The organism is Rhizobium leguminosarum bv. viciae USDA 2370, assembly GCF_002008365.1.
In the GTDB taxonomy this organism is placed as follows: domain Bacteria; phylum Pseudomonadota; class Alphaproteobacteria; order Rhizobiales; family Rhizobiaceae; genus Rhizobium; species Rhizobium leguminosarum.
Map to the genome: position 1 here is coordinate 167,624 of NZ_MRDL01000046.1, position 19,485 is coordinate 187,108.

The window sequence follows — 19,485 nt, forward strand, 5'->3', positions numbered from 1 at the left end:
CTTGCCGCAACGCCGCAAGATCCTCGTTGTGCTGAAGGGCTATCCCCGCCTTTCGGAAACCTTCATCGCCCAGGAGCTGCTCGGCCTCGAAAAGGCCGGCTTCGACCTCACGCTGATTTCGATGCGCCGGCCGACCGACAAGAAGCGCCATCCCGTGCATGACGAGATCCGGGCGCGTGTCGTCTATCTGCCGGAATATCTACACGAAGAGCCAATCCGCGTGCTGAAAGGCCTGGCCGCCGGTTTCTCCAAACCCGGCTTCAAGACGCTGATGAAACGCTTCCTCGCCGACCTCAAGCGCGACCTCTCCCGCAACCGTTTGCGCCGTCTCGGCCAGGCACTGGTGCTGGGGCGTGAATGGCCGGACGAGGGCGAATGGCTGCATGCCCATTTCATCCACACGCCGGCCTCGGTGACGGAATATGCGAGCATCCTCACGGACACCCCCTGGACCTGCTCGGCGCACGCCAAGGACATTTGGACGTCGCCCGACTGGGAGCTGAACGAGAAACTCGGCAGCGCCCGCTGGACCGTCACCTGCACCAGGACGGGCTATGAACACATGCGGACGCTGACATCACGCAAAGAGACCGTGCACTTGAGTTACCACGGTCTCGATCTTGCCCGTTTCGGCCATTTTGCCGGCGAGCGCTCGGACCGGACCGGGAGCGATCCCGACGATCCGGCCTTCATCCTCAGCGTCGGCCGCGCCGTCGAGAAAAAGGGTTACGACGTGCTGCTGCGGGCGCTGGCACTGCTACCTGCCGATCTTAACTGGCGCATGGACCATATCGGCGGCGGCGAGGAGCTTGGGAAACTGAAGGCGCTGGCCACGGAACTCGGCATTTCCCCTCGCATCGTCTGGAAGGGCGCCATGGCACAGGAAGACGTGCTCGATCATTACCGCCGCGCCGACCTCTTCGCACTTGCCTGCCGCATCGCCGCCAACGGCGACCGCGACGGCCTGCCGAACGTCCTGGTCGAGGCATCGAGCCAGCGGCTCGTCTGCCTCTCGACCGAAGTATCCGGGGTGCCTGAGCTCCTGAAGAACGGTGAAAACGGCCTCGTCGTGCCGCCGGAGGACCCGGCGCTGCTGGCCAGAGCGCTGGAGGCGGCAATCCGCGACCCAGCACTGCGCAAGCGTCTCGGCGACGCAGCCGAAAACCAGGTGCGCGAACATTTCGACTATCACTCCAGCATCAGACAGCTCACCGGCCTGTTCGAGGCCGAATGGCAGAAGGCGTCATGACGGCACCGCGCATTTTCTTCTACGTCCAGCACCTGCTCGGCATCGGCCACATAGCCCGCGCCAGCCGCATCGCCAATGCACTGGTGAAGGACGGTTTTGACGTGACTGTCGTGACCGGCGGCCTGCCTGTGCCGGGCTTTCCGGGCGAGGGTATAAAGACCGTAGCTTTGCCGGCGGTCGTTGCCAGCAATGCCGGTTTTTCCGGCCTCGCCGATGCCGATGGTCGGCCAGCGGGCGGGGATTTCCTCAATGCCCGCCGCGCGCTGCTTCTCGATGCCTTCCATGCCGCGAGGCCCGATGTCGTCATCATCGAAGCCTTCCCCTTCGGACGGCGACAGATGCGCTTCGAACTACTACCCTTGCTCGAGGCGATCGAAAAGGCCGAACCTCGGCCGAAACTCCTAAGCTCGGTGCGCGACATCCTGCAGGAAAACCGCAAGGCAGGCCGCGACGCGGAGACCGCCAAGCTGGTCAAGGATCATTTCGATGCCGTGCTCGTCCACGGCGATCCCGATTTCATCAGGCTCGAGGACACCTTCCCGCTGACATCCGAGATCGCCGACAGGCTGCGTTATACCGGCCTCGTCGCACCACCGCCGGCGCCGGAACCGACCGAGACATTCGACATCATCGCATCGGCGGGCGGCGGCGCGGTCGGTGCTGCACTGATCGGCGCGGCCAAAGAGGCAGCAGCGCTGCTACCCGCCGATCTTCGCTGGCTGCTGATATCAGGCCCGAACCTGCCGGAGGCCGATTTCGCCGCGCTGTCTGAGGATGCCGCCCCGAATGTGACGCTGGTGCGCTTCCGCAAGGATTTTCCCTCTCTGCTGCGCGGCGCGAAAGTGTCGATTTCGCAGGCAGGCTACAATACGGTCGGCGATCTCTTGCGCACCGAGTGCCGGGCGATCCTCATCCCCTTCGTCGCCGACGGCGAAACCGAGCAGACGGTGCGCGCCGAACGGCTGCAGGCGCTCGGCCTTGCCGACATCCTGCCGGAAAAGGGACTGACGTCGGGCCATGTTAGGGAGGCCGTCGAAAAGGCGCTCGCGGCACAGCTAAGGGGGCCGGTCTTGCTCGATCTCGCCGGAGCGGAGAAAACCGCCGCCATCATTCGCTCCATGATTGCCGAATCCCTCGCCTAATCCAAAATTCCTGTGATATAAGCAGAGTTCCGGCGAGAATCGGCATTTCTGCAGCCGGTCGCTTCGCCTTGTTTTCATTGCGATATCGGCGGTCCGGCTGCATGGTCCTGTTCTCAAAATTCCTCCCCGTCCCGGCGCCCGGATCGCGCCCCCGGAATTTCCCAGCAAGCTGACGGTTAGCCATGGAAAAAAGCCTCGCCCGCTACATCTGGAAGAACACGCGGCTGCAGCAGCTGTGGATTCTGGCTGTCGTCGCCGCCTCGATGGTGCCCTACTTCCTGTCCTTCGACCTGCCGAAGCAGATCGTCAACGGACCGATTCAGGGTGACGGCTTCGAAGGTCCGGGCGCAAGGCAGACCTTCATGCATATTGCCTATGACATCCCGCTGATCGGCCATGTCGAATTCTTCCAAGGGTTGCAGCTCAATCGTTTCCAGATGTTGATGGCCCTCAGCCTGGTGTTTCTGGCGCTGGTGGTGCTGAACGGCCTCTTCAAGTTCTACATCAACACCTATAAAGGCCGGCTCGGCGAGCGCATGCTGCGCCGTATCCGCTTCGAGCTGATCGACCGGGTGCTGCGTTTTCCGCCCATCCACTTCAAGCGGGTAAAATCGGCCGAAATCGCCACCATGATCAAGGACGAGGTGGAGCCGATGGGCGGCTTCACCGGCGATGCCTTCGTCTCCCCTGCCCTTCTTGGCGGCCAGGCGATCACGGCGCTCGCCTTCATCATCGTGCAGAATTTCTGGCTCGGAATGATCGCCGCCGGCATCGTCGGCGTACAGGCGGTCGTCATTCCCCGCATGCGCAAGCGCCTGCTGGACCTCGGCCGCCAGCGGCAGCTGACGGCGCGCGAGCTCTCCGGCCGCGTTGGCGAAATCGTCGACGGCATCGGCACGATCCACGGCAACGACACATCGAACCTCGAACGCGCCGACATCGCCTCGCGGCTCGGCCGGATCTTCTCGATCCGCTACGATCTTTACCAGTGGAAGTTCCTGGTGAAATTCATCAACAACTTCCTCGCCCAGGTCACGCCGTTCCTGTTTTACGCGATCGGCGGCTACCTGGCGCTGCAGGGCCGGCTCGACATCGGCCAGCTCGTCGCCGTCATATCAGCCTACAAGGACCTGCCCGGGCCGCTGAAGGAACTGATCGACTGGGACCAGATGCGCCAGGACGTGCAGGTGAAGTACCAGCAGGTCTACGAGCAGTTCAATGTCGAGCCGCTAATCGACAGCCGTATCCAGGAACTCGCGATTGCCCCGGTCGGGGCGCTGACGAGCGCGCTCGTCGTCACCAATCTGTCGCTCTCCGACGACAGCGGCGCCCGCCTCGTCGATCACGTCTCCGTCGAGATCAAGCCGAACGAGACGGTGGCGATCGTCGGGCCGAACGGCAGCGGCGCGGAAGCCTTCGCCGAAGCGCTCGGCCGCATGGTCTGGCCGGACTCCGGCCGCATCACCATCGACGGGCGCGATCTCCTGGACCTGCCGGAATCGATTACCGGCCGGCGGATCTCCTATGCCTCGGCCGACACCTTCTTCTTCCACGGCACGCTGGCCAGCAATCTGCTCTACGGCCTCAAACATGCGCCGATGACCGATCCCGTTTACGACGAGCGGGAAGCGCTGGAGTACAAATGGCATTCCGCCGAGGCAGAGAAGGCCGGCAATCCGACGCTCGACCTCAACAGCGACTGGGTGGACTACAAGGCCGCCGGCGCCAGCGGGCCCGAGGACCTGCTGAAAGCGATCCGCCCGGTGCTCGACGCCGTCCTCATCTCACAGGACATCCTCGATCTGGCGCTGCGCTCGACCGTCAATACCGATGTGCATGTGGCAGTCAGCAACCACGTCGTGGCGCTCCGCGCCTCGCTGCGCGACCGGCTGCGCGACGAGGGGCTCGACACGATCGTCGTGCCTTTCGATTTCGACGCCTACAACGCCCAGGCGACGGTTGGCGAGAATTTGCTCTTCGGCACGATGAAGCGGCCTTTGATGACCAATCGGAGGCTTGCCGCGCATCCCTATTTCCAGGAGCTCTTCCGTGAAACCGGCCTCAGCACGGATCTCTACGCCATGGGCCTCGAGATCGCCGAGAACGCGGTGGAACTCTTCCACGACCTGCCGCCGGACCATCCTTTCTTCCAGCAGCTGACCTTCATGACGGCGGACGACATTCCGACCTACCAGGCGCTGCTGCAGAAGCTGCAAAGCCGCCGCTTCGAGGACGCCACGCCTGAGGAACGTTCGGCTATCATCCGGCTGAGTTTTGCCTATATCGAGCCGCGCCATCGCTTCGGCTTGCTGACGAACGAGCTCATGGACAAGATCGTCAACGCCCGCAAGCAGTTCCACGAGCATATTCCGGCCGATCTCGCCGAGCTGATCGAGCGCTACGATGCCGAGCGTTTCACCCCGTCGGCAAGCCTGATGGACAATGTGCTCTTCGGTCGTATCGCCTATCAGCAAGCCGACGCCTCCGACCGCATCCGCGGCATCATGGGCGAACTCTTCGATGCGCTCGACCTTTATGACGACGTGCTGTCGATCGGCCTCGAATTCGACGTCGGCTCCGGCGGCAAGCGACTGACCATGGTGCAGCGGCAGAAGCTGAACCTGGCCCGCGCGCTGTTGAAGCGCTCGGACTATTTCATCTTCAACCGGCCACTGTCGGCGCTCGACCAGCGGGTTCAGGATCGGATTACCCGCAATATCATCGAGGATTTGCATGAGGAAGGCCATCGGCCGGCGATCATCTGGGTGCTCTCCAACGCCCGGCAGGCCGAGATGTTCGACCGGATCCTGCTCTTCGACCGCGGCGGATTGGCGGAGGCTGGAAACTATCCGGAACTTTCCGAGAAAAACGGGATGTTCAAGGAACTGTTATCGTAATATTCTATAGGGGCGGCGATGGTGGGTGTTCCCGATGGGGAACGCCTCGGAGTTTGAAGATGCCTGGTCCTGTGGACCCTGCGTCAGGGGATTGAAACGCTCATGCTGTTGAGAGACGAAGTCGAAATGCTGCGACGGGTGCCGATCTTTTCAAGGATCGCGCCAGCAAAGCTCAAGCTTTTGGCCTTTACCTCCGATCGCATGACCTACAAGGCCGGACAGGATCTCTTCCATCAGGGCGATGTCGGTGACGCCGCCTATGTCATCCTCTCGGGTACCGCCGATATCGTCGTCTCCTCGCCGGCGGGCGAGATCAAGGTCGCCGATGTCGAACCCAATTCGATCGTCGGCGAAATCGCCATTCTCTGCGATGTCTCGCGCACGGCAACGGTGCGCGCCACCTCGCCGCTCGAAGTGCTGCGCATCAGCAAGGAGCACTTCCTGAAGCTGCTCAGCGACTTCCCCGAGATGGCTGTGGAAATCATGCGGGTTCTGGCGGACCGCCTGAACCACACCACCGCGGAGCTGACCGCAGCCCGGGCGGCGAAACAGCCGCAGATGGCGCAGTAGGGTTTCAAAGCAAGATTTCGGCGGCCTTTTCTGTGCGCGTTGAACGAGGCGCGAAATTTCCACCTGTTCGATTTTCTGGCGAACACGATAGATCACGATAAAAGATCGTGAAATGACCAGTTGGCGCGTTCCACCAATTCGTCCTGACCGGCCGATCTCCGGCTGATCGATTCGCAAATCGGTCTGACGCTCGATCTCATCAAGCTGGCTTATCGCAGCCGTGCGAAAGCTTGTTCAGATCGCAAGAAAACAATTCAGTTTATCGCCGGCCAGAATGTCGGCGGTCCGAAAAACAAAAGCCTGCATGGTTTCCCATGCAGGCCTCTGGGTTCAAGTCCGTCTATTCGCGCTGCTCCAGCGCCCTGCTGAAGGCGAGTGCTGCAAGGGTGCAGATGGCGCCCGACAGCAGGTAGTAGCCGACGAAGGGCAGGCCGAAGCGGCTGGAAAGGCTGAGCGCCACCAGCGGTGCAAAACCTGCGCCGATCAGCCAGGCCAGGTCCGAGGTGAAGGCAGCGCCGGTATAGCGGTAGCCGCGGCCGAAGCGGGAAGAGATCGAGCCCGTCGCCTGGCCGAAGGAAAGGCCGAGCACGCCGAAGCCGATGATGACGAAAGCGTCATGACCGCTGTTTCCGGACGCGATCAGGATCGGCCCGACGAAGCTGAAGATAGCGATGATGACGGCGCAGATCGCAAGCTGGGCGCGCCGACCGATACGGTCGGCGATCAGGCCCGACGCGATGATGGTGACGATGCCGACCATGGCGCCGACCACCTGCACCACCATGAAGGCGCCGATCGGCTGGTTGCCGTAAAGGCTCATCCAGCCGAGCGGGAAGATGGTGACGAGGTGGAACATCGCAAAGCTCGCCAGCGGCACGAAGGCGCCGATCAGGATGTCGCGGCCATGGACACGCAGCACGTCGAGGATGGGAGCTGCTTCCAGTTCGTGCTGTTCCAGTAGCGTGCCGAATTCCTTGGTCATGACCAGGCGCAGACGCGCAAACAGCGCCACGACATTGATGGCGAAAGCGACGAAGAAGGGATAACGCCAGCCCCAGGAGAGGAAATCCTCATTGGAAAGATTGGCGACGAAATAACCGAAGAGCGTGCTGGCCAGCGCGAAACCAATCGGCGCGCCGAGCTGCGGGATCATCGCATACCAGCCGCGGTGCTTGGCCGGCGCATTGAGCGCGAGCAGCGAGGCAAGGCCATCCCAGGCGCCGCCGAGCGCGAAGCCCTGGCCGAGACGGAAGAGCGCCAGCAAGGCGATCGACCAGACGCCGATCTCGTTGTAACCCGGCAGGAAGGCGATCGAGGCCGTTGAGCCGCCGAGCAGGAAAAGCGCGATCGTCAGCTTGGTGCCACGGCCGTACAGCCGGTCGATCGTCATGAAGACCACGGAGCCCACCGGGCGCGCCAGGAAGGCCAGCGAGAAGATGGCGAAGGAATAGAGCGTTCCCGTCAGCCTGTCCGGAGCAAAGGGGAAAATCAGCTGTGGAAAGACCAGGACCGAGGCAAGGCCATAGACGAAGAAATCGAAGAATTCCGACATGCGGCCGATCACCACGCCGATGGCGATGCTGCCCGGCGAAACCGGCTTGTCGTCGTGAATGCGCCGCGCGTCGCGTTCCAGCGACGACGACGACGGTCCGTAATGCGATGTTGTAGCCATAAAACGCCTCCCTCGTTGAAGCGCTTTCGGCAAGGCGCCTCAGCCTGATCTTGATCAAACCTGCAGGCTTATCAAGTCCGTAAGACGTAAATAGTTCATCATGGCGGCTCAAAATGAGGCGTGGACGGAAAAAACAGCGTGATCCGGACCGCGATTTTGCGATGGGATGCTGGCCTGGCCGGTTCAGGCGGATATATTGTTTGGAACATGCGCTCGCCGAAGAATCCTTCTTGATTTCATCAGGATTTCAAAGCTGTAGTGCAACATGATTCTTGCCGCAGTGCGGCATGATTGCTGCACTGCGACCAAACACCTCATGTCGCTATCTGGTCCAGTGCGTTAGTCGCGGAACAAACGAAACAACAAGAGCTTAGAGACGTGCCAAAACTCGCGAAGTTTTCCCGCCTTCTATCCGTCTTGCCGCTGCTTTTCCTGGCAGGATGCAACATGGTGGTCATGGCGCCTTCCGGCGACATCGCCATGCAACAGCGCGATCTGATCGTCATCTCGACGGTGCTGATGCTTTTGATCATCGTACCGGTGATCTTCCTGACGCTGTTCTTCGCCTGGCGCTACCGACGTTCCAATACGGTCGCCACCTACGCGCCGGAATGGCACCATTCGACCCGCCTCGAAATCGTGATCTGGGCGGCACCGCTTGCGATCATCATCGCTCTCGGCGCCGTCACCTGGATTTCCACCCATAAGCTCGATCCCTACCGCCCGCTCGACCGCCTCGATGCAGAGCGCGCCATTCCGGCTGATACCAAGCCCTTGAACGTCGAGGTCGTGGCGCTCGACTGGAAGTGGCTGTTCTTCTATCCCGAACTCGGCATTGCCACCGTCAACGAACTCGCTGCCCCGGTCGACATGCCGATCAATTTCAAGATCACCGCCTCCTCGGTTATGAACTCTTTCTACATCCCTGCCCTTGCCGGCCAGATCTATGCCATGCCGGGCATGGAGACGAAGCTGCATGCCGTCATCAACAAGGAAGGCGAATATGAGGGCTTTTCCGCCAATTACAGCGGCGCTGGCTTCTCGCACATGCGCTTCAAGTTCCACGGCCTTACCCAAGAGGGGTTTGACGCCTGGGTGGCGCAGGTCAAGCAGCAAGGCACGATGCTCAACCGCGACGCCTATCTGAAGCTCGAGAAACCGAGCGAGAAGGAACCGGTGCGCTATTATGCCGGGGCCGACGCCGACCTTTACAACGCCATCCTCAATATGTGCGCCACACCAGGCAAGATGTGCATGAGCGAGATGATGCACATCGACATGATGGGCGGTGGTGGCAAGGAAAGTGCCGAGAACCGCGAGAAGCTGCAATATGACACCCGTCACGCCGACGAAGGCATCGTGGCGCCCGCCGCCACCGTGCCGGCGACGGGTGCTCCGGCCCGAAGCGAGCCCGCCGAGCGTACCGACGGCAACAGCATGCAGAACGACATGCCCGGAATGGACATGCAGCATGAGGGCCATTCCATGCCCGGCATGAGCAATGGCGCCGATCCGGCGCCGGCGCAGCTCAACAACAACAATTAACCTGGCGCTTTGCGTCGCAAGACATAATGAACGGGTTGTTCCATGTTTTCCAATCCTGACCTCCTGAAGTTCGTCTTCGGCCGGTTGACCCTCGATGCCATCCCCTATCACGAGCCGATCCTGGTCGTGACCTTCATCGGCGTCGTCATCGGCGCCATCGCGGTGCTCGGCATCATCACCTATTTCAAGTTCTGGGGTCCGCTCTGGCGGGACTGGATTTGCAGCGTCGATCACAAGAAGATCGGCATCATGTATGTAATCCTCGCCGTCATCATGCTGCTGCGCGGCTTCTCCGACGCGATCCTGATGCGCATCCAGCAGGCAATCGCCTTCAACGGTTCGGAGGGCTATCTGCCGCCGCATCACTACGACCAGGTCTTCACCGCCCACGGCGTCATCATGATCTTCTTCGTGGCGATGCCCTTCGTCACCGGTCTGATGAACTTCGTGGTGCCGCTGCAGATCGGCGCGCGCGACGTCTCCTTCCCGTTCCTCAACAACTTCTCTTTCTGGATGACCACCGCCGGCGCGATCATCATCATGCTATCGCTGTTCATCGGCGAATTCGCCCAGACCGGCTGGCTCGCCTACCCGCCGCTGTCGGGCGCTGCCTACAGTCCAGGCGTCGGCGTCGATTATTATATCTGGGGCTTGCAAGTGGCCGGCGTCGGAACGACGCTTTCGGGCATCAACCTGATCGCCACCATCGTCAAGATGCGTGCTCCGGGCATGACCTTCATGAAGATGCCGGTCTTCACCTGGACGGCCCTATGCACCAATGTGCTGATCGTCGCCTCCTTCCCGATCCTGACGGCAACGCTGGCGCTGCTGTCGCTCGACCGCTATGCGGGAACGAACTTCTTTACCAACGACCTCGGCGGCAATCCGATGATGTATATCAACCTCATCTGGATCTGGGGTCATCCGGAGGTCTACATCCTTGTGCTGCCGGCGTTCGGGATCTTCTCGGAAGTCGTCGCCACCTTCTCGGGCAAGCGCCTCTTCGGCTACGCCTCGATGGTCTATGCGACCTGCGTGATCATGATCCTGTCCTACATCGTCTGGCTGCACCATTTCTTCACGATGGGCTCGGGCGCTTCGGTCAACTCATTCTTCGGCATCACCACAATGATCATCTCGATTCCGACCGGGGCGAAGATGTTCAACTGGCTCTTCACCATGTATCGCGGCCGCATCCGCTACGAGGTGCCGATGCTGTGGACGGTCGGCTTCATGGTGACCTTCGTCATCGGCGGCATGACCGGCGTCATGCTTGCCGTGCCGCCGGCCGACTTCGTACTGCACAATTCGCTGTTCCTCATCGCCCACTTCCACAACGTCATCATCGGGGGCGTTCTCTTCGGCATGTTCGCCGGCGTGAACTACTGGTTCCCCAAGGCATTCGGCTTCAAGCTCGATCCCTTCTGGGGCAAGATGAGCTTCTGGTTCTGGCAGATCGGCTTCTGGTTCGCCTTCATGCCGCTCTATGTGCTGGGCCTGATGGGCGTCACCCGCCGCATGAGCCAGTTCGAGGACCCGTCGATACAGATCTGGTTCATCATCGCCGCTTTCGGCGTCGGCCTGATTGCGCTTGGCATTGCCGCCTTCCTGATCCAGATCGTCGTCAGCTTCATGAAACGCGAGGAATTGCGCGACGACAGCGGCGATCCCTGGGATGGCCGCACGCTGGAATGGTCGACCTCCTCGCCCCCGCCGGAATACAACTTCGCCTTGACGCCTGTCGTGCACGATCATGACGGCTGGTACGACATGAAGAACCGCGGTTATGCGCGTCCGCTGGAAGGCTTCCGGCCTATTCACATGCCGAAGAATACCGGCACCGGGGCGATCTTGTCGGGCATCAGTGTCGCACTCGCCTTCGGCCTGATCTGGTATATGTGGTGGCTGGTGGTCGTCTCCTTTGTCGCCATGCTCGTCGTCGCGATCGGCCACACTTTCAACTACAGACGCGACTTCTACATCCCCGCCGAAGAGGTAACCGAAACGGAAGGCAAGCGAACTGCGCTGCTTGCCGAGCAGGTGTAAGAGACCATGAGCGATCAGACCATCGACACGGCCGAAAAGCCTGAATTCTACCTGACCGAAGACCATCATCCGGAAAACAGCACCAATCTCGGCTTCTGGCTCTACCTGATGAGCGACTGCCTGATCTTCGCGGTGCTGTTTGCAACACACGGCGTGCTCGGCCGCAACTATGCCGCCGGCCCGTCGCCGGCCGATCTCTTCGATCTGCCGATCGTTGCCCTCAATACCTCGATGCTGCTCTTCTCCTCGATCACCTACGGCTTCGCCATGCTGCAGATGGAGCGGAACGCAAAAGCGGAAACGCTGTTCTGGCTTGCTGTTACCGGCCTGTTCGGTGCAGCTTTCATCGGGCTTGAGCTCTACGAGTTCATCCACCTGATCCATGAAGGCGCCGGGCCGACGCGCAGCGCCTTCCTCTCGTCCTTCTTCACTCTGGTCGGCACGCACGGACTGCATGTCACCTTCGGCATCATCTGGCTGATCACGCTGATGGTACAGGTGTCGATGCACGGTCTGATCGAGGCCAACCGCCGCCGCCTGATGTGCCTTTCAATGTTCTGGCACTTCCTCGACGTCGTCTGGATCGGCGTCTTTTCCTTCGTCTACCTGCTGGGAGTTCTCGGATGAGTTCGCAAGCACCTGCACATGAGGATGCCCACGAGGCTCATCACGGCCACAGCCACGGCCATCAGGCCGGCCACGGCACGTTCCGCAGCTATATGACGGGTTTCGCGCTTTCCGTTATCCTGACCGCCATTCCCTTCTGGCTGGTCATGTCAGGCGTGTTCGACAGTCCGGCGGTGACGGCGGTGCTGGTGATGGGCCTCGGCGCGATCCAGATCGTCGTCCATATGGTCTTCTTCCTGCACATGAATACCAGGAGCGAGGGCGGCTGGACGATCATGGCGCTGATCTTCACCCTCATCATCGTCGCGATCGCGCTCTCCGGATCCCTCTGGGTCATGCATCATCTCAACACCAACATGATGCCGATGAGCCCCGAAATGATGAAGAACATGCCGTGACAGTCACGAGAGGGCGGCGGCAGCGTCACCCGCAGGCTCACGCGGAGAAGTCGGAAAGACAGCGTTATCGGGTAAAACGAGCGATCTTCGCCGTCTGTCTGGTGCTGCTTGCTGCGGCACTCGCGGCACTCGGCACCTGGCAGGTTGAGCGCCTGGCCTGGAAACGCGATCTGATCGTGCGCGTCGACCAGCGTGTGCATGCGGCACCCGTGCCAGCCCCAGCACGTCCCGACTGGAACAAGATCAATGCCACTGATGACGAATATCGGCGGGTGATCGTGTCCGGGACGCTGGCGAACGACAAGGAAACGCTGGTCTATGCCTCGACCGCGCTCGGTCCGGGTTACTGGGTGATGGCGCCGCTGACGTTTGCCGACGGTTCATCGATCCTCGTCAATCGCGGATTCGTGCCGACCGACAGGCGCGACCCGGCCTCGCGCCGCGAGGGTGAAGTGTCAGGACCGGTCGAGATCACCGGTCTGATAAGGATGACGGAGCCGAAGGGATCGCTGCTGCAATCGAACGACGTCGCGGCCGACCGCTGGTATTCGCGCGACGTCGCAGCGATCGCGCAAAAGCGCGGCATTGGTACGATCGCGCCCTACTTCATCGACGCCGATGCCACTGCCAATCCCGGCGGCCTGCCCGTCGGCGGCCTGACCGTCATCGCTTTCCCCAACAACCATCTCGTCTACGCGATCACCTGGTACGGGCTGGCAGCGATGGTGCTGGCATTGCTGGTGTTCATTCTTCGCGGCGAGAGGGCCCCCGCATAATGCGGCAGTGATCGCCCTTATGAAGCAATCCGGCTGATCGCCTCGGCGAGTTGCGCTTGCGAGAAGGGTTTGCCGAGGCGGGGCAGGTCGACGATGCCTGCGCCTTCGGGAATCTCGGCGTAACCGGTTGCGAGGATGATCGGCATATCAGGCCATTCGTTGCGGATCGCCTGGGCAAGCTGCGCCCCCGTCATGCGCGGCATGGCATGATCGCAAATCACCAGGTCGACCTGCTGCTTGCGCAGGATGTCGAGTGCCTCGGAGCCCGCCATCGCCTCGAACACGGTATGGCCGAGATCCTCCAGCATCAGCGTTGTATTCATCAGGACCAGACCATCGTCATCGACGGCGACGATACGCATCTGGCGCGGCGCATTGTCCTCGCGTTGCGGCGGGTCTGCAGCGGCCTCGGTCCCCTGCTCGGCAACGGCGACCGGGAACCACAATTCGGCCGTGGTGCCTTCGCCGAGGCTGCTCTTCAGTATGAGGCGGCCGCCGGACTGGGACGCGAGGCCCTGCACCATGGAAAGGCCGAGACCGGTGCCCTTGCCGACACCCTTGGTGGTGAAGAACGGCGTGATGGCCTGCTCCACCGTCTTTGCATCCATGCCCTCGCCTTCATCGATCACCGCGATACGGACATAGCGGCCGGCCGACAGCGGGCCCTTACCTGACAGCAGCGACTCCTCGGAGGCGCGAAGCACGATCCGTCCGCCGGACGGCATGGCATCGCGCGCGTTGACGACGAGGTTCAGGATCGCCATCTCCAGCTGGTTCGGATCGGTAAGGATCGTTGGGAGCCTCACGGGGAAAGAGGTCTCGATCACGGTGAGAGGGCCGAGCGAACGGCTCAGCATATCCATCATGCCACGGACCAAGCCGGAGACGTCGATCGGCTCTATGTGCAATTCCTGCCTGCGGGAAAAAGCAAGCATGCGCTGCGTCAAGGCGGCGCCGCGCTGGGCACCCTGCATGGCATTGTCGACCAACGATGTCAGTGAGAGGTCCTGCGGCATGCGCTTCTTCAGGATTTCGAGACTGCCGAGCACAGCCATCAGCAGATTGTTGAAATCATGGGCGATACCGCCGGTCAATTGACCGATTGCCTCCATCTTCTGCGACTGGAAGAGCTCTTCGCGCGCCTGCTCCAGTGCTCGCTGGGTCTCCATCTTCTCGGTAATATCGCGAGTGATCTTGGCGAAACCGAGCACATCGCCGTCGTCGTCGCGGATGACGTCGATGACTACGCTGGCCCAAAAGCGGCTGCCGTCCTTGCGCACGCGCCAGCCTTCCCGCTCGAACCGGCCCTCGGCGCGGGCGAGGCTGAGCGCGGTTTCCGGCAAGCCGGCAGCGCGGTCCTCGGGCGTATAGAAGGTCGAGAAATGCCGGCCGATGATTTCTTGCGGTCGATAGCCCTTGATCCGCTCGGCACCGAAATTCCAACTGCTGACGTTGCCGTTGGGATCCAGCATGTAGATCGCATAGTCCGAGACGCCCTGGACCAGCCGGCGGAACTGTTCCTCGCTCTGGCGGATCGTCTGTTCAGCTGCTCTGCGTTCGCTCAGGTCGCGGGTGATCTTGGCATAGCCGATGAGCTCGCCGGAGGGATGGCGGATCGGATCGATGATCACATGCGCCCAGAAGCGGGTTCCATCCTTGCGCTGGCGCCAGCCTTCCCCCTCGAACCGGCCGTGCTCCGCCGCGGTGGCCAGCGCGCGCGCCGGAATTCCAGCGGCGCGGTCCTCTTCCAAATAGAAACGGGAAAAATGCTGGCCGAGAATTTCGGAAGGCTTGTAACCCTTAAAGCGCTGAGCGCCGGTATTCCAGCTGGTGATGATACCTTCGGGGCTCAGCATATAAATGGCGTAGTCGGTGATGGCATCGACCAGAAGGCGAAAGCGTCCCTCCTCATCTAGAGACGTATCATGTCGATTCAGCACTTCCATCGGCCCCTCTTAGTCACCAGCGCATTATAACGCAGCAGGGGTGGGATGGTTCCGATTCAGGCTCAAATTTTCAGACGGCCTTGACCTGCGGGTAGAACCTCTCGCCGACACGCTCGGCAGCGGCATAGGCCTGCGAGACGATCTCCGGCACGAGATCGATATCCGGCAGACTGCCGAGGCCGAGCGGACCGACGGCAAAGAGCCCGGCGACCGTCGAACCATCCTCGAGGAATGGCTCGCCGCGCGCATTGACCGCCAGCCCCAGCGAGAGCTCGTCCGGCTGGGCCAGGCCGGCGGAAAGCAGGCTCTGCATCAAGGGCGCTGAAAGATCCGGCGCCTGACAACGGCAATCGATGATGCGCTCGGCATGGATGACTTCCTCGGCGGCGGAACCGGCCGGCGTGAAGAACAGGCCACTCAGGCCCCGGCGGCCGGCGCGGCCGCGGCGCAGTACCGTGCGGCCTTCGGCGAGCTCGCGTTTCAGCCGCAGGTGCATGGCCTCCGGCAGGCGGTTGCGATGGCTGTCGTAGATTGCCCTGAGGTGGCGGTTGAACTGATGCTTGTCGCGAGCCGGCAGTGAACGCCAAAGCGAGCGGGCATGTTTCCTCAGGCCGTTCATCACCGATTGCCAGCTTCGCCCCGCTTCCTCCGCCTCGCGACAAGCTTGACGGATGAAGTGCACGATCTCCGGCAGGCTCTGCGGCAGCGCTTCGGCCGGGAAGACCGGGTCGGCGGAATTCGGCGTATGGCTCTGGGGCAGAAAGCCGCGCCGGGAAATGATCGTCACCTGGCCGGTGTAACCGGAATCGCGCAGCTGCAGCAGCTGGTCAACGACGCGGATGCCGCTGCCGAGCAGCACCGCATGCGGCCGCGCGACGAGGCGCTGGGCCCTGACCGGCGAAGCGTCCTGCTCACCGGCATCCGGCGCAGACAGGCCGTAACCGGTGGCGAGGATCACGGTATCAAACAGCGGATTGGCGGGATTGGCGCTTTCGAGCAGGAAGCGGTTGCCGTGGCTCCTGCGGATCGCCACGACCGGATCGTTGCAGACCTGGACGGTGATGTCCCTGCGCGCGGCGAGCGCTTCCGAAAAGCGTTGGTAGACATAATCGCTGAAGATTTCCTTCGGCACGAAGATCTGCCGGAATCCGGGGATGGCGGCCGGTACAGCGGCGCGGAAGGCGGCGTTGCTGCAGAGCCAGTCGTTGAAATCGTCATTGTCGCCGACCGAAACCGAGAGATCGCGCACACGGGTGTTGAGGATCGTCGAGGAGCGGGCTGACGCCAGCGCCTGCCCACCGCTGACGGACGAATTCGGATCGAAGAGCTGCAGGTGAAAGGGCGCGCGTACCGTCTTCATCAGCGCGATGGCCGTCATCATGCCGGAAAAGCCGCGCCCGACGATCGCAATGCGCGGTACGGCGGATATCTGCGCCGCCGCATTGGCTCTCGCGGAAAAAAGTCCCTGAACCGTCATCGCAACTCCTTTGCGGCTTTATCCGCACCGTGGGTCGATCGAGGTTTCAACGCATAAAACACCGGTTCACGCGTTGACGAGGTTCATGCGGCCATTCACAACATCTGCCGCGGCATCGGGGTCCGAACCAGCGGCCCCGCAAGGGAACTAGGGGAGCAATCACGCCCGCCCATAGTCTATCAAACTAGTAGTGTATGAAAGCGCTAAATGGCGCAGGTGGCAAGAGCTTTGTTGCCATATCTCTTCAAGCCGTTGAAACAAAACAGGCTTTTGAGATTTCCCGCAGAAATCCCAGACGAAATTTGCACCCAAGACTACGGGATTGATGTTGGAAACATCAGTTCGGCGGTGCTGCCTCGACCTCAGCTACCCTCGCCCGGATATTGCTTCGCCTTCAGCAGGCCAGCCAGATGCGCGGTGTTACGCGCCAGCATGTCGACGGCTTTCGTCACCACCTTCGGCACCTTGTCGAGATCGACGAAATTGGTGGAACCCATTGCCTCGCCGACCCAATAGGCGACCGCATTCGCCGGAATGGTGAAGCCGACGTCGTTCAGCGCCTGGAAGAGCTCGGCCGACACATGATGGGCCCCGTCCTCGTTGCCGACGACAGCAACGGCCGCGACCCTGCCATAGGAAACCATGCGGCCCTGATCGTCAGTCTCCTCGAGAAAGGCGTCCATGCGCTCGAGCGCCCGCTTGCAGACACTGGATGGCTGGCCGAGCCAGATCGGCGTTGCCATCACCAGGATATCGGCGCCCAGCACCTTGGCGCGGATATCCGGCCAGTCATCGCCGGCGCCTTCGTCGGAGGTGACGCCCGGCTTGACGTTGAAATCGGCAAGGCGAAGCACGCCGGTCTCAACGCCATGTGCCGACATCGCCTTGTCGATAAGGTCGATCATCCGGTCGGTCGAGGAGGCGTCCTTGGATTCGCTGGTCTTCAGAGTGGCGTTGAGGGCGAGAGCTTTCAGCGGCATGGATCTCTCCGTAGCGGTTGGCTGTGAGCATTCGCCTGCTGCAACCCGTTCGCCCACAGATTGTTCCCGCCCGGATGCGAGGAGACCTCACGTAAAAATAACCAACTGGTGAATTCTTTACTTGAACCCCCAAATGGAATCGGCAAAAGTGAAGGTGCTATCAATCCCTTCATGGATTTGCCGTCTTTTCGGGCCAGCGTCCGACCACACATCTATTGGAAAAATACCGTGAGCAGCGATGCGTTAACACGCGCGACGAAGCCTTCGGCTTCGATGGCGCTTGCAACTGCGGCAGGCTGGGGCCGAGGCCTCTACACATTGGTGCGCATCACCATGATGGCCTTCCGCCACCCCTGGCAATCGGGCTTCGCGATCGGCGCCACGCTTGTCGCCTCCACCTTCCAGTTGATGATCCCGCGCCTTCTCGGCCAGGCCGTCGACCACACGCAGATGGCGATGAGCGGCGGTGCGGCGGGTCAGGCGGCACAGGACGCGCTTTTGACCACGGCATTGCTGCTGCTTGGCGCCAGCGTGCTGCGCGGCCTCTTCACTATGGTCCAGAACTATTACAGCGAAGCCGTCGGCCATCACATCGGCTATGAGTTGCGGCTGGCCTGCTACGAGAAGATCCAGCGGCTCTCCTTCAGCTTTCATGACACCGTTCATTCCGGCGACCTGATCACCGTCGGACTCCTCGATCTCGAAGGCGTGCGCATGTATTTTTCCACCGCGCTCGTCCGGATGATCCTGCTGTCGATCCTGATCGGTATCGGCGCCTATATGCTGCTGTCGACCGATATCGTGCTCGGCCTCCTGGCGCTGAGTTTCGTTCCCTTCGTCGGCTGGCGCTCCTCGGTGACGCAACTGCGGCTACGCGCCACCTGGCTCGACCTGCAGGAGCGGCTTTCGGTGCTGACCCGCATCATGGAGGAAAATCTCGGCGGTATCCGCGTCGTGCGCGCCTTTGCCGCCCACCAACACGAGATTTCGAAATTTGAGGCAGCGTCGAAAAGCGCGCTGGCGCTCGCGCATCAGCGCGTCGGCATCCGCGTCACCAATACCAGCGCCATGACCTTCTCCTTCTTCGCTGCGATGGGCCTGGTGCTCTGGGTCGGCGGCGGCAAGGTGATGTCGGGCGAGATCACCGTCGGTACGTTGGCCTCGTTTCTGACCTTCATGACCATCCTGCAGATGCCGGTGCGCCAGCTCGGTCTGATGGTCAACGCCTTTGCCCGCGCCTCCACATGCGGCTCACGCCTCTTTGCCCTTCTCGACCTCGACATCGCGATCAAGGATGCGCCGGATGCGAAGGAGCTGAACCTCACCGACGGCGTGCTGCGCTTCGAAAACGTCAGCTTCGCCTATCCGGGTTCCGAAAAGCGCACCGTGCTCCAGGATGTCTCCTTCGAAGCCCGGCGCGGCCAGACGATCGGCATCGTCGGGCCTCCGGGCAGCGGCAAGTCGACGATCGCGCATCTGATCCCACGCTTCTACGATGTCAGCGGCGGTAAGATCACGATCGACGGCCAGGACATCCGCAAGGCGACGCTGCAATCGCTGCGCCGGGCCGTGGCCGTCGTCCAGCAGGATTCCTTCCTGTTCACCACGACGATCGAAAACAACATCGCCTATGGCGACCCGTGGGCGAAGGAAGGCCGCATCGAGCGCGCCAGCGAAAGCGCCCAGTTGCACAATTACGTGCTCGGCCTTCCCACCGGTTATGGCACTGTCGTCGGCGAGCGCGGCGTTTCGCTTTCCGGCGGCCAGCGGCAGCGTCTTTCGATCGCCCGCGCGCTGATGTTGAAACCGGCAGTGATGGTATTCGACGATTCGACGGCAGCGATCGATGCGGCCACCGAGCAGCGCATCCGCAGCGCCATGCGCCGCTATGCCGCTGACCGCGTAACGATCATCGTTGCCCACCGCCTGAGCTCGCTGATGCATGCCGACCAGATCCTGTTCGTCGAAGACGGCCGGATCGTCGAGCGCGGCACGCATGCGGCGCTGCTTTCGCTCGGCGGGCGCTACAAGGCGCTCTACGACCTTCAGGTGCGGCCCGGCGACGAGGCGCCGAGCGCCTAGCAAACGGGTATGTTCCCCTCTGCTCCCAAGTGGAGAGGAACGAGTATTGACTATGCAGGCCACCGGAAGTGATGGCCG

General features: G+C 61.7%; 14 protein-coding genes. 10 read left to right on the forward strand and 4 right to left on the reverse strand.

The genetic code is table 11. From position 1 onward, the window contains the following. Window position 1: 1 nt before the first annotated feature. The 4 genes from BS629_RS22820 (at window position 2) to BS629_RS22835 (ending at window position 5,858) form a co-directional block, all read left to right on the forward strand. On the forward strand, window positions 2–1,249 hold the full coding sequence (locus BS629_RS22820) for a glycosyltransferase (protein ID WP_018246258.1): 1,248 nt from the start codon (window positions 2–4) through the stop codon (window positions 1,247–1,249). Then, on the forward strand, window positions 1,246–2,391 hold the full coding sequence (locus BS629_RS22825) for a glycosyltransferase family protein (protein WP_018517800.1): 1,146 nt from the start codon (window positions 1,246–1,248) through the stop codon (window positions 2,389–2,391). Before BS629_RS22820 ends, BS629_RS22825 begins: the two co-directional genes overlap by 4 nt. Window positions 2,392–2,573: 182 nt before the next feature. After that, on the forward strand, window positions 2,574–5,288 hold the full coding sequence (locus tag BS629_RS22830; RefSeq protein WP_018246256.1) for an ABC transporter ATP-binding protein: 2,715 nt from the start codon (window positions 2,574–2,576) through the stop codon (window positions 5,286–5,288). Window positions 5,289–5,390: 102 nt separating this feature from the next. After that, window positions 5,391–5,858 carry a cyclic nucleotide-binding domain-containing protein gene (locus BS629_RS22835; RefSeq protein ID WP_018246255.1) on the forward strand — a complete coding sequence of 156 codons (468 nt, stop codon included), beginning with the start codon at window positions 5,391–5,393 and terminating at the stop codon, window positions 5,856–5,858. A gap of 340 nt (window positions 5,859–6,198) precedes the next feature. On the opposite strand, the gene BS629_RS22845 is transcribed toward BS629_RS22835, so the two are convergent. Continuing rightward, a complete protein-coding gene (locus tag BS629_RS22845) occupies window positions 6,199–7,530 on the reverse strand; it encodes an MFS transporter (protein ID WP_018246254.1) in 1,332 nt (443 codons plus the stop codon). Window positions 7,531–7,908: 378 nt separating this feature from the next. On the opposite strand from BS629_RS22845, the gene cyoA reads away from it, so the two are divergent. The 5 genes from cyoA to BS629_RS22870 are packed head-to-tail and all read left to right on the forward strand — an operon-like array spanning window position 7,909 to window position 12,922. Next, window positions 7,909–9,075, forward strand: coding sequence for a ubiquinol oxidase subunit II (gene cyoA, locus BS629_RS22850; RefSeq protein WP_018246253.1), 1,167 nt, complete (start codon window positions 7,909–7,911; stop codon window positions 9,073–9,075). 42 nt (window positions 9,076–9,117) lie between these two features. After that, on the forward strand, window positions 9,118–11,121 hold the full coding sequence (gene cyoB / locus BS629_RS22855; RefSeq protein ID WP_018246252.1) for a cytochrome o ubiquinol oxidase subunit I: 2,004 nt from the start codon (window positions 9,118–9,120) through the stop codon (window positions 11,119–11,121). A gap of 6 nt (window positions 11,122–11,127) precedes the next feature. Continuing rightward, entirely contained in the window at window positions 11,128–11,748 is a 621-nt protein-coding gene (gene cyoC / locus BS629_RS22860; protein ID WP_018246251.1) for a cytochrome o ubiquinol oxidase subunit III, read from the forward strand. Next, complete coding sequence (gene cyoD / locus BS629_RS22865; RefSeq protein WP_018246250.1) at window positions 11,745–12,146, forward strand: cytochrome o ubiquinol oxidase subunit IV; 402 nt, start codon at window positions 11,745–11,747, stop codon at window positions 12,144–12,146. Before cyoC ends, cyoD begins: the two co-directional genes overlap by 4 nt. After that, window positions 12,143–12,922: an SURF1 family protein gene (locus BS629_RS22870; protein WP_018246249.1), complete on the forward strand. Its 780-nt coding sequence runs from the start codon at window positions 12,143–12,145 to the stop codon at window positions 12,920–12,922. The genes cyoD and BS629_RS22870 overlap by 4 nt, the downstream gene beginning before the upstream one ends. 17 nt (window positions 12,923–12,939) lie before the next feature. On the opposite strand, the gene BS629_RS22875 is transcribed toward BS629_RS22870, so the two are convergent. From BS629_RS22875 to BS629_RS22885, 3 genes are all read right to left on the reverse strand, one after another. Beyond that, window positions 12,940–14,868: a hybrid sensor histidine kinase/response regulator gene (locus BS629_RS22875; RefSeq protein WP_018246248.1), complete on the reverse strand. Its 1,929-nt coding sequence runs from the start codon at window positions 14,866–14,868 to the stop codon at window positions 12,940–12,942. Window positions 14,869–14,938: 70 nt separating this feature from the next. Then, complete coding sequence (locus BS629_RS22880) at window positions 14,939–16,345, reverse strand: FAD/NAD(P)-binding protein (RefSeq protein ID WP_018246247.1); 1,407 nt, start codon at window positions 16,343–16,345, stop codon at window positions 14,939–14,941. Between the two features lie 362 nt (window positions 16,346–16,707). Beyond that, entirely contained in the window at window positions 16,708–17,325 is a 618-nt protein-coding gene (locus tag BS629_RS22885) for a flavodoxin family protein (RefSeq protein ID WP_018246246.1), read from the reverse strand. 273 nt (window positions 17,326–17,598) lie between these two features. Between BS629_RS22885 and BS629_RS22890 the strand changes: the two genes are divergently transcribed. After that, window positions 17,599–19,407: an ABC transporter ATP-binding protein gene (locus tag BS629_RS22890; protein ID WP_032981004.1), complete on the forward strand. Its 1,809-nt coding sequence runs from the start codon at window positions 17,599–17,601 to the stop codon at window positions 19,405–19,407. Window positions 19,408–19,485 lie beyond the last annotated feature (78 nt).

Excerpts from the sequence above, each read along its gene's own strand:
- BS629_RS22825 (WP_018517800.1), top strand. The coding sequence starts at position 1,246 with ATGACGGCACCGCGCATTTTCTTCTACGTCCAGCACCTGCTCGGCATC.
- BS629_RS22830 (WP_018246256.1), top strand. The coding sequence starts at position 2,574 with ATGGAAAAAAGCCTCGCCCGCTACATCTGGAAGAACACGCGGCTGCAG.
- BS629_RS22835 (WP_018246255.1), top strand. The coding sequence starts at position 5,391 with ATGCTGTTGAGAGACGAAGTCGAAATGCTGCGACGGGTGCCGATCTTT.
- BS629_RS22845 (WP_018246254.1), bottom strand. The coding sequence starts at position 7,530 with ATGGCTACAACATCGCATTACGGACCGTCGTCGTCGTCGCTGGAACGC.
- cyoB (WP_018246252.1), top strand. The coding sequence starts at position 9,118 with ATGTTTTCCAATCCTGACCTCCTGAAGTTCGTCTTCGGCCGGTTGACC.
- cyoC (WP_018246251.1), top strand. The coding sequence starts at position 11,128 with ATGAGCGATCAGACCATCGACACGGCCGAAAAGCCTGAATTCTACCTG.
- cyoD (WP_018246250.1), top strand. The coding sequence starts at position 11,745 with ATGAGTTCGCAAGCACCTGCACATGAGGATGCCCACGAGGCTCATCAC.
- BS629_RS22875 (WP_018246248.1), bottom strand. The coding sequence starts at position 14,868 with ATGGAAGTGCTGAATCGACATGATACGTCTCTAGATGAGGAGGGACGC.
- BS629_RS22880 (WP_018246247.1), bottom strand. The coding sequence starts at position 16,345 with ATGACGGTTCAGGGACTTTTTTCCGCGAGAGCCAATGCGGCGGCGCAG.
- BS629_RS22885 (WP_018246246.1), bottom strand. The coding sequence starts at position 17,325 with ATGCCGCTGAAAGCTCTCGCCCTCAACGCCACTCTGAAGACCAGCGAA.
- BS629_RS22890 (WP_032981004.1), top strand. The coding sequence starts at position 17,599 with ATGGCGCTTGCAACTGCGGCAGGCTGGGGCCGAGGCCTCTACACATTG.